Origin of the sequence: Methylobacter sp. sgz302048, assembly GCF_052162025.1 — a bacterium.
Classification (GTDB): domain Bacteria; phylum Pseudomonadota; class Gammaproteobacteria; order Methylococcales; family Methylomonadaceae; genus Methylobacter.
Map to the genome: position 1 here is coordinate 2392501 of NZ_CP197401.1, position 12318 is coordinate 2404818.

The window sequence follows — 12318 nt, forward strand, 5'->3', positions numbered from 1 at the left end:
TGAAAAATCAGCCGATGGGTTTGATGCGAGTCAGCCTGAACAATGCCAATTTATCGGGCGCCAATCTGACCAATGCCAACCTGAATAAGGCACTGATGCGCATGGCCAATCTTTCCGGAGCCAATCTGAAAGGAGCGATTTTGTATGATGCCGACCTCTCCAAGGCGAATTTTTCCGGAGCCGATTTAACAGGCGCAGATTTGTCTGGTGCACACTTGAAGGATGCCGACTTTACAAATAGCACATTGACGGGCACCAAATTTACCGGCGTTAAAGATAAAGCAACGTTTCGCGGCCTGGACTCCAGCAAAGGCATCAAATCCGCTGTATTCGATTAATGCCATCTCCAGAGCCTATTAAAATTAGCTGCCGAGCCATTACCAAGAACATGGAACGATCTGGTAGACAGTCAATGGGCTCGGCCAGCCGATCTGATAAACAGCAAACTAATGGATAACAATTTTTTCGGCTTTACGCTCTTCGCTCTTGCCAATTGTCAGTAAATCCCATACCAACAACCCCAACCCGGCCGTTGTTACCCAACCAAAAATCATACGCCATTTCATAGCCCACTGAAACGAGGGCTGGTTCTGCGCGGCAAAATAGCCGGCCCAGGTCGAGCCTTCCACGGCCCGCTCGATAAACGACTGCTCGTAACCGGCGATCAGCAGCGCGACAGTCATGCCTACCACGCCGGCATTCAGCAAGCCCAAGGCCCATTTCCAGCGCCACGCATTAGGCGTGCCCGCTGCCATCCAGACACCGCCGCGCCAGTGCTGAATCGCCAGATAAAAGAAGGCGATGTTGATCGTGGCGTAAGCGCCGAAGAACGACAGATGACCATGCGATGCAGACCACTGCGTACCATGCGTATATAAGTTGATTTGCGGCAAAGTATGCATAAAGCCCCAGACGCCGGCGCCGAAAAAATTACCGAAGGCATGGGCGATGACCCAGGCCAACGCCGGATGATTGACAGTTTTGAACGCGTGCACGCCAGAATCGTAAATGGCATGCACCACCATCGCGACCAGTGGAATCGGCTCCAGCGCTGAGAAGAAACCGCCTACCGACAGCCAGTATTCGGGCATGCCGATCCAGAAGTAATGATGCCCTAATCCCAAAATGCCGGAACCGAACATCAATGCGACTTCGATATACAGCCAGGTCTGCACGATCTTGCGCCTGGCACCCAGCAGTTTTATCAGCGACCAGGCCATAATCACGCCAACCAGCACTTCCCAGGTCGCCTCAACCCATAAATGAATCACCCACCACCACCAGTACTGATCATGCGTGATGTTGGTCATGTAAAACATGCCGGCCAGGTAAAGCCCGACCAGGGCAATCAGGTCCAGCGTTAAAACCCCGGCGATGCCGGACCATTTGCCCTTGCTGAACGTCGCCACCACATTGTAGGAGAAGACCAGCATCACTGCTGTAATGCCGAGATCAGCCCAGCGCGGCGCTTCGATATACTCGCGGCCCTCATTGATGAGCCAGAGACTGGAATCCTTGCCCGGCCCGGTCTGAATAAACAAATAAACCAGCACCACCAGCGTAACCGCGCCGGTCAACACCCAGAAGGCGATATTCGCCAGTTTTAAACCAACAATATCGGTGCCGCTTTCGTCTTCGATCAGCCAATAGATAGAGCCGATAAAGCCATACAACATCCACACAATCATGGCGTTGATATGCACCATGCGATTAACATTGAAATCCAGAATGTTATACAGAAAGCCCGGATAGATAAACTGTAAGGCCGAAAGCAATCCGAATAAAATTTGGGCGACAAATAAAATAATCGCCACGCAGAAATATTTAACGGCCAGTTGTTGCCCGGCGGTCAGATTATTAATGTCCAGATTTACCCAGGCTTTGAAATCTTTTAGTAAATTGCGCGCCTTATCCAGTACCGAAGCCGGCTTAGGAAGAATGTCGTCTAGTTTGGTTGTGCTCATGATCATTCCTCCTCTGCTTCAATGGTTTTAAAGTTATACGGAAAGCCATTGGTATCGATGCTGGACATCCACTTTAAAAACGCGACAAGGCCTTTCGCTTCCTGCTCGGTGATGCCCAGATTGGGCATTTTGCGATTGCTGCCGAAGGTACGGGCATTGTTCTCGGGGTCCATCAGAAACTTAACCATCAAATCCTCGCGCAAGTCTTTCGAAAGCCAGCCCTGATCCAGCCAGGCTTTGGTCAAGTCAGGCGCAAAATAAGCGCCATTGCCCAGAATGGTGTGGCAATTCATGCAGTTTCTGGTCTGCGCGGTTTTTTTGCCGAGATCGACCAGTTCCGCAGCTTCCTGTTCAGTCAGTTGCTTGCCGAATAAAAACTCATCTTCACCGATAACCGGCACTGATTTATTGAGGTCCTTATTGAACTGATAGTCAATTTTTTTATTGATGACGGCGTAAGCCGGCACCCTCTTGCCGCCTGCCGCCGTCTGGCTCAACGAGTCCATCGTCAATATGATCAAAATCACAAACGATACGCCAGTAACCCAGATGGCCGTTTTCTTCCAAAATGATTCCGAAGCCCACAGCGGTGTTTCGTTCATTACTCGTCCTCCCGTACTTTTTGACAATCATCATGATGCCCATGCGTTTTAACGCACAAATGCCAGATGCCGATCGGTGCAAAGAAATAGCCGATCACCATCGCTACGGAAATAATCAACCAATATCCTTGGAATTGCGCGAGCTGGGTCAGTTCAAGCACTGACACAACCAGCACCGTATAGGACGCTAACGCAGCAATTTTGATGCCCGCATGCGCATTGATTCTGGACCACGCGAACAACAACGCATAAGAGGCCCCGGCCAGAATGATCAGTGCCGAGGAAAAGAATGTGATAAAGAAGTCTTTTAAAGCAACAGGTTCAATCATAGCCGATTAAAGCGAGATCAATGATTAACAAACCCCACCGGACTAGATACTGGTGGAGGTAACGTCGCATGCAGCGCCTACTGGTTGGTTAGGCAGGCGCCCTTTTATATCTTGCCTGAAGGCGATTAAAGTCGCCCCACAGGTGGGTTAAAACAGCTTTTCCTTTTTAGAAAGCCTGCGCCGTAAAATCGGCTCTCATTGAAGACCCGTTTAATCAAGCGATGTGGAAGCGACGTGAAACGCATCCGCATAAATATCCTGCAAACTCGCGCCATTAAGATAAGCCTGTCTTTTGGTCTGGTTAACCATTTCGGGATGGCCGCACAGATAAACGCGCCAGCCTTTCAAATTAGGCAATTGGCTTAAAGCGACATCATTGGCACGCCCTACCGCCACACCTGCTGGCGAATCGCCGCGCGACACGCAAGGCGTATAATGAAAATTTGAGTATTGCCGCTCCAGTTCCAGCATTTCTTCAATCCAGTAAAGTCCATCCATCTCGCGGCTGCCGTGAAATAAATAAATATCTCCAGTATGCCCCTGCTGCAGCGCCTCGGCTATAATACCGGCTAACGGAGCAAGTCCGCTGCCCGTACCGATCAGCAGCATGTTTTGTTCGGGCTTGTTTGGCAGATAATAGCAAAGCCCTTGCGGGTCCGAGACTGCAATCTTATCGCCGACCAGCAGTTCCTGATGAACCCACTCACTGAAACGTCCGCCCGCCAGTCGGCGGATATGAAATGTCAACTTTTTGTCATGTGCACGGCTATTTGCGATTGAGTAGCTGCGCGTCAGGCCGTCGGCTCTTTTGAGATTGACAAATTGGCCTGCATGATAATCCAGCGGATCCTTGCATTCGACTGCCAATAACAGTGTTTCTTGGTTCAGCGGTTTTTTATCGATCACCATGCCTTCGGTAAAAAACGCCGGCTGTTGGCTTAGGGTAATGGCCATGTCTTGTTCCGGATAGCATAAACAGGCCAGAAAATGCTTCTGCTTGCGCAACACATCTTTCAGACCGCTCTGCGAAGCTGCAGGCGGTTCAACGTCCAGGCTGCGCGCCATGCAACTCTGGCAGGCGCCTTGCCGGCAACTGTTCGGAATATCGATATTATCGCGTAGTAAGGCATCAAGAACGGTTTCACCTTCGTAACAAATACTGACTTGATCGCCTAACGATATTTTTTTCATGGTCACTACCCAAGCTGTCTTTAATTATTTACCCAGAACGTCATTGCGCGTGCTTTCCGCAATAGCGGCAACTTGCGCGATTAATTCCTGTGGAACATTCAGTTCCTGTAAAGTTCCACTTAGATGTTCCATAACAGCATCAAAATGGGAGTTATCCAGCCCCATCTTGACCAATCTGGCGTGGGCATTGCGCATATCGGTGCCGTTGTAATTGTTGGGTCCGCCAAAAGCCATTGTCAAAAAAGCTTTTTGCTTTGCGGCCTGTTGTTCCATATCAGTATTGTCAAAAAAACGGTTGATTCGATGATCGCTCAAAACCTTGCGATAAAAAATATCGACCGCCGCATTAACTGCCGCTTCGCCACCAAGTTGTTCATAAAGTGTAGGGGTTGGAGTAGCTGTAGCTGTTTCACTCATCTCTTGGTACCTTTAAAAATTATTATTAAAAACCTAGGAGCATTGGTGCTCGAAAATTAGTTTAGTATCGATACAGAACTTTTGCAATATTTATATGACAAAAGGCGCTTGTATACACTACAATTTTACAAGCCTTATCGATTTTTTCCCTAATTTTATTATGGTTTTTCATTTCATTTTATCGTCTTAAACATTAACGAAATGGCAACAAGAAATTTATATGACTGACGGAACGAGCTCTCGACAAGATCAGATATTGAAACTGCTGCTGAACTCAAGGCAAGGCATGAGCCTTGACGAAATCGCCGCTGCATTGAATATCTCAAGAAATGCCGTTAAACAGCATATCGTCGGTCTTGAAAACAGCGATCTCATCAAAAAAGACGCATTCAAGATCACCGGTGGGCGGCCGTCACGCAATTATGTGCTGACTGAAAAAGGCATCAACCGGTTTCCCAAACAATATGCCTGGTTCTGTAACTTAATACTATCGGAACTCAAAGCAGAGATGGGTGAAGACGCTTTCAGACGCTACATGGCAAGGCTCGGCGCTAAATTCGCCCAAACGCTTATGCCGCAATTCAACGGCAAAGAGCCTGCCGAGCGAATCACCGCACTTATCGAGATAATGCAGACGTTAGGCTATCATGCGATAGAAGACCAGAACAATTCCCCCTCTACCATACAAGCGTTCAATTGCGTTTACCACGATCTGGCTCAGCAATATCCGGAATTGTGCGAATTTGATCGCGCATTGATATCTGCCCTGCTGGACCGCCCGATTGAACAAACAAAGTGCATGACATGTAACGATTGCTCCTGCCAGTTTCTTATCAAATAAATGACCGGTTTAAGCAGGCTGGAAGAGATGCCTGAATACTCCTTACCGCCCATGCAGATCCGCTTTATCTCTTGTTAGTCGACATTAAGCCCTTCTTCCTGCAGCGCTCTTTTTACCGCAGGCCTATCGGCGATTCTTTTTTTATATTGCACCAGCGAGGGCCAGCGTGAAATGTCGATCGACATCAGTTTCGCCCATCGCAGCACGACAAATAAATATGCATCTGCGATTGTGAAATCATTGCCCATGAGATAGGGCTGCGCAGAGACATTGTCTGCGACCCATTTAAACCGGGATGACAGCGTTTCCCGAAACAGATTTTTTGCCTGATCAGGCATATTGGCATTGAAGAGCGGTGAAAAAGTCTTGTGCAGTTCAGTGGAAATAAAATTCAGCCATTGTTGCAGATTATAACGCTCGAATGTACCGGCTGCGGGCGCCAGTTTTTTAGCGGGCACCCTATCGGCAAGATATTGAATAATGGCAGGCCCTTCAGTCAGTTTGTTGCCATCGTCCAGTACCAGAACCGGCACATAGCCATTAGGACTGACGCTGCGAAAATCTTCGCCGGTTTCTGTCAGTTTTTCCTGCAAATCAACTTTAATGAGCTCAAACGGCAGGTCAGCCTCGCATAAGACAATATGAGGCGAGAGCGAACAGGCGCCGGGACTGTAATAGAGTTTCATCGTCGATCTCCTGAGAAAATTAGCCAAAGAATCTATCTGAACGCGGCATCGGTTTGGCTTTCAATGCCGAGTTTCACAGAATCCAAAACTTTAAAATTGGATACTTTCTTCCTGAGACTTGTTCAAAAAAAACTGGTCAAATTTATGACTTACAATTCGGGAATTGTTTATGACTTACACTGCGCTATGCCTGAACTGCATCAGCCAAACCGTTTTGTTGCTGCTGGCCGCCAATGGCGCGCCGGTTTTAGCCCGCCATTGGCTGAAAGACCGTTTCAACCTGCCGGTGGATATGGGGTTAAAACTAGGCGATGGCCGCGCTTTGTTTGGCAGCAGCAAAACCTGGCGCGGCATTATTGCTTCGGTCATTCTCACTTCTCTTGTAGCGATGGTGTTGGGAATGTCTGCGCTTGTGGGCGCTGTGTTCAGCCTGACAGCCATGTCGGGTGATCTGTTGGCCAGCTTTATAAAGCGCCGGCAGGGCCATGCCGAAAGCAGCCGCGTCCGCTGCATCGATACGATCCCTGAATCAATCATGCCTGCGCTGGTGCTGCATGAGCAATTGGGCCTGAGTGTTACAGATATTTTAGCCGTTGCCTTTACTTTTTTTCTGCTCGACGTTTTTCTATCGCCTGTTCTGTATCGGTTTCATATTAAAAACCGTCCTTATTGAGTTATCGCGCAAGGCCGGTTTTACTTGGCTGTTTTTGCATGAAAGAAGCAGAAAGAGCTTAATGGCAAGGTGGTTTCGCGAAAGCAAAACCGCCTTTTATGAGTGTAATTAGATTTCGTCAATCCTCTATCGTAACCTAGCCGATGGAGAACTGCCGATTAATCTGGTTCAAGACATCAGGGTTAAGGCTTGTGATCAAGGAGTAATTTACAGGCAGGAAAAACAGCACCGTTATTGAATTGGGTCAATGTCCAGCACCGCCTTCGCCATTGGTCGTCATGACGTCTTCGGCATGCCCAGCCGAGCCGGCCATATAGGCAATGAGCGCTTCCACATCGGCATCGCTCAGCCTCAGATTCGGCATAGGAACCTCATTATACTTATCAAACAATTGCATCGCGACGGAGTCTTTTTCTGCCAGCATCTGATCTGGTTCTTTTAACCAGCGTGCAAGCCAGGCGTGTTTCCGCTTCTCGGTTACGCCTGACAATCCCGGCCCCAGTCCGCCTTCAGCGCCCAGGCTATGACAGGAGTCGCAACGCGAACGATAGAGATCTTCTCCCCGGCTAAGTTCTGGCAAGCGCGGCGCCTTGTCATAACGCATCGCCCCTGGGTTCGTCCTATACGCATGTTGTTGCAGCGAATAGCCGAGCAACCTAACCAGAGTCTTAGGTTCATCAAAAGGCGACCGCTTGATCCACTTTCCGGTGGCTTCATTTCCGACAATGAGGCTAATGGAGTGGTTACTGGTTACCTGACCTGACTCATCTTTGTTATAAAGCCCCAACTTCTTGCGCAAAAGCGTGATATCTGCCTTGTTTCCGGTCAAGAATGTCCAGCCCGGCCCTACCCTGAATCTTTGCGAATATTCCTTAAGCACCGCCGGCGTATCGTGTTCAGGATCTATACTGATGGAATAGAAGAAAACGTCGCGGCCTGCGCGATCTCCCAGTTCCTTTTGGACCTGGCGCAGGCTGGCTGTCTCTGCCGGGCAGGAATCCGAGCAATGCGTAAAAATGAAATTGATCGCTACCACCTTATCCTTGATGAGATCGTCATAGAAGCGAACTGTTTTTCCATCCTGCGTCACCAGAGAAATATTGGGAAAGTAGTCCGCTCCCCAGCGGGAACCGGCAGAAACGGCCCAAGCTGGGCCGCATCCAAACATCAGGACGATGGAGACTAACAGAGAGATAATAATCATATTCCTATCTTTCATGCTATGCCTTATGGTTGTTATTACATTTAGTCAGTCCTCCATCGCAACCTCGCCGATGGAGGACTGCCGATTGGTTTGATTCAAAATATCAAAAACCGGGCAATCATCTTCTGGGTAAATTGACCGTAATCGTAAAGTTTTGGGTAGCCGACAATCCGCCCTGGTCTGTTACCCGCACTGATACAGATTGAGGACCTCGCTGCAAGACCCTCCAGGTAATCTGACCTGTTGAAGGATTAATGCTCATGCCCGCAGGGCCAGAGACCAAGGAGAACGTCAGTGTATCGCCCGGCGCATCTGTCGCCGTAACCCTGTAACTATAAGTTTGACCGAGGGTCGCCGTAGTCACGGGTGTTGAAGTAATCACCGGCGCGGTGTTTGCAACGGGAGCAGGCTTGACTGTCGCGTTAAAGCTTGCGGTGGTCGACGCTTGACCATCAGAAACCTGCACGGTTACCGAGTGAGATCCTTCCTGCCCATTTGCCGGCATCCAGGCGATCACCCCTGACGCACTGTTAATGCTCATGCCGGCCGGTGCAGCCGTCAATGAGAAAGTAAGAGCGTCACCTTCGGCGTCGCTCGCCTGCACCGGCAAGCTGAATGCCTGTCCTACGGTTGCAGTCTGATTTGCAATCGCATTGATCGTCGGCGCAGTGTTTGAGCCGCTTCCGGTGTTATCTGATGCACTAATACCGGTTTTAAAAGTCGGCACGTCTGTAGTGTTAGTGGGATCATATTCAACCCCCTCCCATCCTGTAACAGGCGTAGGCAAGGCTAAGGTCTGGCCCGGATGCTGGATATCCCACCGCAACAGCATGGCCTTATCCTCATGCTGGGTGTTGTGGCAGTGCTCCATGTAAGTGCCTGCGAATTCCCGGAATCGAATGGCCACATCCACAGTATCGGAACTGTCCGGCGCATCACCTATGCGATAAACGTCCTTACGCGCCCACTTTTCCCATACGGGTGGAGGATTGCCGTCCCGTTTGAGAATCTGCCCCTCCTCGAAATGAATGTGGACCGGATGGCTCCAGCTACCGCCTCCGTTCTTGATGTGCCAGATCTCGGCAGTATCCTTGTCCGGAGCCGCCGATAAACGATGAGGGTCCATGGTGAAACCCTTACCGCCGTCGGTCTTGACGGTCCAGGGTTTGTCATCGGTGCCGCTGCTGCGCCCGAACTCGAATTCCCTGTGAATCGCGTTCTGGAGTTCCGTCGTCGTAAACGTCGGCAGCGGGATCATTTTCTTTTTGCCTTCGACGTAATCAGCCGGATTCATGCTGAAGTCAGCCTGACCCGCTGGCATGCTTTTCACGCGGAATTCAAGGAACTTGCCAACGCCCGGGTCGCCATTGATGCCATCGGCTTTGTACCGTCCGCTCAGGACATCGCCGAGCGGTATTGCTTGCCTCGGGCCTCTGCCGCCTTCATGCTCCAGCAGGTTGACGAAGTAGAGCTTGTCGCCTTCCTTGAAGTTTTTGAAGTCAATAACGATGTCGTAACGCTCGGCAATGCCTTGTACAGGCAGATCGGCTGACTGGGCATTGGGGAACGGCACCGCATGCTCCATGAGGTTGCCGTCGTTGGCGATCATGTGAAACGGCACGCGTTGGCCTTGCGCGTTCACTAGGGCGATCTTGAAATACCGCGATACGCTGCCGTTCAGGATGCGGAAGCGATAACGGCGCGCGCGCACTTCGATATACGGCTTCCACTGCCAATTGACGGTGATCTGGTCGCCGACAAAGCCGTCCGTGTTGAAAATATTAAAATAAAGTTGGCCGTTTTTATCCCAGGCCTTGTCAGCGACCATCAGATTGACGTCATAGTCGCGGTTTCCCCAATCGAGGGCCTTGCCGCTGGGCAAGCAAAGATTTACGTTTTTCGGATTGGCGTAGTGACAGCCATAGCCGGGCTTCGCGCCGCCCGTTGCTTCCAGCACGCTGGCGGGCTCTCGGCCGCGATCAACAGCACTGTAATAGTTCATCATCGCGGCATTGCCTTTATAAACATTCGGCGCTGTGAAGTCGAGCATGTGGTCATGAAACCAATGGGTACTCATTGTTTCCCGCCAATCGCCGGGAATTTTAGTAATGCCGCCATTGCCATCCGGGGTGCCGGCTGCCGGATCGCTGGCAAAGGGATTAATACTGTCGTGCCCGGCAAGAATCATGGGCCAATGATAGTCGTAGAATTCGCCAGGGTAGAAATAAGCGGCAGTATAACCATCGCTCTCAGCTGGATTGTGACCGTTATGCTCATGCGTACTGATAGTCTGGCTGCCAAAACCGAAGTTTGCCCCGGCATTCAACGGCAGTGCGTTGTAATGGCGGAACAGAACAGGTTGCCCATAGCGCGCCATAAGAAGTTTTGGCGGAAAGGTTCCGTCGAAGGTCCAAAGCGCTTTCGGATTCTGGACAGGCATTTTCGGATGAATTCTGGCTTCGATTCCTTTCGTGGTTCCGTTAAGATGATAAAGTCCTCCGCTGCCGAATTCCCCTTTGCTGTACCCATGCAGCTGATATTGATCGCGCAGTCCCTGGTTCGTGCGCGCCCCGGTCTGCGCGCTCTGGAAGTAAACCTTTGGAAAGAACTCATCCCACCGCTGATGGGCAAAGAACTCTCCTGATGGCCGCCCTTCCAGAACGGTCTGATTGAACGTGCCAACGCAATCCTTGACCTTATCCTCCCAGGCATTAGGCAGCAAATCATTCGCTTCCATAGTGGGAAGAGGGTGAAGAGGTTCTTTCAGGAAGTCGTCGAGTTCCTTGCCGTCCGGCATACTTTGGCAGTCTGAAGTTGCAGGCAGAGAACTGGTGCTTGAAGATTGGCCGGCCGGCATCGGCTGCAGGCCGAACTCCTCAAACATCAGCAGTGGCGCACTGAATGCCGTGGCGCCAAACAATGGGCTGGGCGATGCAATCCCATCCGCCACGCCCGTCGGAACATCGAAATCTTTTGCATAAGCTGCCCCGACTGTCATACTGAGAAGGCAAACCAATTGTGTAGCTCTATCGAAATACAGCTTCAAATTACCGGCATTATCTTTTTCATTAATAACGCAATAATGATTAATAGCTTTCCTGGACATGACACATGAATAACGAGTCAAAATCTTCTCGCGTTTATTGAAGTTCACTGCATTGATAATCTTCTTACACACAATAACCTCCGTTTAGTTCTTATAGCTGTACTGGAACGTCAGCTTAAATAAGCGCTTGCCCAGTCTCCTCATTGGTCATGCTGCTGGTGATGAATTAGCGTCCGCATTCGGGCCGATATCATTTTTTAAATGTAATAAGCCACCTCGTTACAGGAGCCAGTGTTAAAACTTTCAGATCGATGAAAATCCGTAGGAATGTCATGATCGGTGCTCCTCTTCCGATTCTTGTCGATTAACCGCTTGAGTTAAGCGCCATGTTATTTTTCGCTGTTAATGTAGAGCCTATCCTATTTGTACCTCTGCGAAAACTCCTTGCGCGCTTCGTCGCCCAGCATCTTATAAGCATCTTTTATGCTGTCTTGAGCACTCAGCAGCAAAAGGTCCTTCCCTTTAATCAACTTTTCTTTTTTATCGTTTGTCGGGGCGCTGGCAATTGCGTCAATTTTCTCTTGAGCAGATGCCAGATCCTGTTTTGCCGAGGCAATCTTTTTGCCATAGGCTGAAAGCAATTCCTCATGAATCTTGGCATTTTTCCCCGAGGCTTTAAGGGCGTCTATGCGTTTTTGAATTCCCAGAGAAGCTGCATCGGCATCCGATACCAGCTGGTTTTCCTTTGCTGCAAGAAACTGCTTTTCTGCACGCGCAACCGTGTGCCTGCTCTTTATCCATTCAGCCTTTATTTTATCGGCGACGTTTTTGATATCCTGCTTTGTTGCGCTCTTATTAATCTCTGATTTGAATGCATCAAACGCGATAATTTCGGCATCAAGCTCAGAGATCAGGGTTTTTCTTTCTGAATCGCTCAGCGTAGTCATGTTGCCTACCCTGGTTCTGAAAGGGCCCAGTTGCTTCAGGCGATTGTTGACTTGAGTTAAAAGATAATTTTTCCCTCTGCCAACCATGGCCTCCACATTGTCGAGACCGCCTTTTTCTTCAGCGAAAGACTTTCCTACCGTGAAGCTGTCTCTTTTTGCAGCTTGCTGACCTTCCGCAGCCTGGTTTCCTTCCTTTCCTGTCAGTGCTTTTGCAATTTGCATGCTTTTACCGAGGATATTGTCTACGGATGAGGAGGCAAAGATTGCTGAAACAAAAATAGTGATTACAAGTAATGCTGTTGCGAAATATTTCATAAAAATGCCTTAAATTTCTAAATCAAGATCGAATATCGTCGATGCTTCTTGAGCTGACGGCGTCCTGTTTCGCCCTTTTTTCAGGATGGTGGCTGTGGGAGCG

The 12318-nt window shown here is 49.6% G+C and carries 12 protein-coding genes (1 of these 12 only partly in view); 3 read left to right on the top strand and 9 right to left on the bottom strand.

The genetic code is table 11. The annotated features are described in order from the left end of the window. Positions 1-338, top strand: the end of a protein-coding gene (locus tag ACTNE6_RS10895) for a pentapeptide repeat-containing protein (protein WP_442496704.1). Its footprint begins 451 nt before the window's first position; only the last 338 of its 789 coding nucleotides appear in the window; the start codon falls outside the window, past its left edge; the stop codon is at positions 336-338. A gap of 108 nt (positions 339-446) precedes the next feature. Here ACTNE6_RS10895 and ACTNE6_RS10900 read toward each other — a convergent pair whose 3' ends face one another. The 5 genes from ACTNE6_RS10900 to ACTNE6_RS10920 all read right to left on the bottom strand — a co-directional run bounded on the left by ACTNE6_RS10900 (position 447) and on the right by ACTNE6_RS10920 (position 4503). After that, entirely contained in the window at positions 447-1970 is a 1524-nt protein-coding gene (locus ACTNE6_RS10900; protein ID WP_442496705.1) for a cbb3-type cytochrome c oxidase subunit I, read from the bottom strand. Next, a complete protein-coding gene (locus ACTNE6_RS10905) occupies positions 1967-2566 on the bottom strand; it encodes a c-type cytochrome (RefSeq protein ID WP_442496706.1) in 600 nt (199 codons plus the stop codon). Before ACTNE6_RS10905 ends, ACTNE6_RS10900 begins: the two co-directional genes overlap by 4 nt. Then, positions 2566-2895 carry a hypothetical protein gene (locus ACTNE6_RS10910; RefSeq protein WP_442496707.1) on the bottom strand — a complete coding sequence of 110 codons (330 nt, stop codon included), beginning with the start codon at positions 2893-2895 and terminating at the stop codon, positions 2566-2568. The genes ACTNE6_RS10905 and ACTNE6_RS10910 overlap by 1 nt, the downstream gene beginning before the upstream one ends. A gap of 210 nt (positions 2896-3105) precedes the next feature. Further along, positions 3106-4086, bottom strand: a complete 981-nt coding sequence (locus ACTNE6_RS10915; RefSeq protein WP_194970780.1) for a 2Fe-2S iron-sulfur cluster-binding protein — start codon at positions 4084-4086, stop codon at positions 3106-3108. 24 nt (positions 4087-4110) lie between these two features. Then, positions 4111-4503, bottom strand: coding sequence for a group I truncated hemoglobin (locus tag ACTNE6_RS10920; RefSeq protein WP_194970779.1), 393 nt, complete (start codon positions 4501-4503; stop codon positions 4111-4113). Positions 4504-4723: 220 nt separating this feature from the next. Here ACTNE6_RS10920 and ACTNE6_RS10925 point away from each other — a divergent pair, with 220 nt between their 5' ends. Continuing rightward, the gene (locus tag ACTNE6_RS10925; protein ID WP_434485526.1) at positions 4724-5344 is read left to right on the top strand and encodes a helix-turn-helix transcriptional regulator; all 621 of its coding nucleotides are present in this window, start codon (positions 4724-4726) and stop codon (positions 5342-5344) included. 74 nt (positions 5345-5418) lie between these two features. Here ACTNE6_RS10925 and gstA read toward each other — a convergent pair whose 3' ends face one another. After that, positions 5419-6030 (bottom strand): glutathione transferase GstA, encoded by a 612-nt coding sequence (gene gstA / locus ACTNE6_RS10930; RefSeq protein WP_194970777.1) that lies wholly within the window; start codon positions 6028-6030, stop codon positions 5419-5421. Positions 6031-6199: 169 nt separating this feature from the next. Between gstA and ACTNE6_RS10935 the strand changes: the two genes are divergently transcribed. After that, positions 6200-6703, top strand: a complete 504-nt coding sequence (locus tag ACTNE6_RS10935; protein WP_194970776.1) for a CDP-archaeol synthase — start codon at positions 6200-6202, stop codon at positions 6701-6703. 244 nt (positions 6704-6947) lie between these two features. Here ACTNE6_RS10935 and ACTNE6_RS10940 read toward each other — a convergent pair whose 3' ends face one another. The 3 genes from ACTNE6_RS10940 to ACTNE6_RS10950 all read right to left on the bottom strand — a co-directional run bounded on the left by ACTNE6_RS10940 (position 6948) and on the right by ACTNE6_RS10950 (position 12215). Further along, entirely contained in the window at positions 6948-7922 is a 975-nt protein-coding gene (locus tag ACTNE6_RS10940) for an SCO family protein (RefSeq protein ID WP_442496708.1), read from the bottom strand. Between the two features lie 103 nt (positions 7923-8025). Then, on the bottom strand, positions 8026-10905 hold the full coding sequence (locus tag ACTNE6_RS10945; protein WP_442496709.1) for a putative Ig domain-containing protein: 2880 nt from the start codon (positions 10903-10905) through the stop codon (positions 8026-8028). A gap of 467 nt (positions 10906-11372) precedes the next feature. Next, positions 11373-12215, bottom strand: coding sequence for a hypothetical protein (locus tag ACTNE6_RS10950; protein WP_442496710.1), 843 nt, complete (start codon positions 12213-12215; stop codon positions 11373-11375). Positions 12216-12318: the final 103 nt, after the last annotated feature.

What these genes read in the sequence shown, in the direction of transcription:
- ACTNE6_RS10900 (WP_442496705.1), bottom strand. Translation starts at nt 1,970, where the DNA reads ATGATCATGAGCACAACCAAACTAGACGACATTCTTCCTAAGCCGGCT.
- ACTNE6_RS10905 (WP_442496706.1), bottom strand. Translation starts at nt 2,566, where the DNA reads ATGAACGAAACACCGCTGTGGGCTTCGGAATCATTTTGGAAGAAAACG.
- ACTNE6_RS10910 (WP_442496707.1), bottom strand. Translation starts at nt 2,895, where the DNA reads ATGATTGAACCTGTTGCTTTAAAAGACTTCTTTATCACATTCTTTTCC.
- ACTNE6_RS10915 (WP_194970780.1), bottom strand. Translation starts at nt 4,086, where the DNA reads ATGAAAAAAATATCGTTAGGCGATCAAGTCAGTATTTGTTACGAAGGT.
- ACTNE6_RS10920 (WP_194970779.1), bottom strand. Translation starts at nt 4,503, where the DNA reads ATGAGTGAAACAGCTACAGCTACTCCAACCCCTACACTTTATGAACAA.
- ACTNE6_RS10925 (WP_434485526.1), top strand. Translation starts at nt 4,724, where the DNA reads ATGACTGACGGAACGAGCTCTCGACAAGATCAGATATTGAAACTGCTG.
- gstA (WP_194970777.1), bottom strand. Translation starts at nt 6,030, where the DNA reads ATGAAACTCTATTACAGTCCCGGCGCCTGTTCGCTCTCGCCTCATATT.
- ACTNE6_RS10935 (WP_194970776.1), top strand. Translation starts at nt 6,200, where the DNA reads ATGACTTACACTGCGCTATGCCTGAACTGCATCAGCCAAACCGTTTTG.
- ACTNE6_RS10940 (WP_442496708.1), bottom strand. Translation starts at nt 7,922, where the DNA reads ATGAAAGATAGGAATATGATTATTATCTCTCTGTTAGTCTCCATCGTC.
- ACTNE6_RS10945 (WP_442496709.1), bottom strand. Translation starts at nt 10,905, where the DNA reads ATGACAGTCGGGGCAGCTTATGCAAAAGATTTCGATGTTCCGACGGGC.
- ACTNE6_RS10950 (WP_442496710.1), bottom strand. Translation starts at nt 12,215, where the DNA reads ATGAAATATTTCGCAACAGCATTACTTGTAATCACTATTTTTGTTTCA.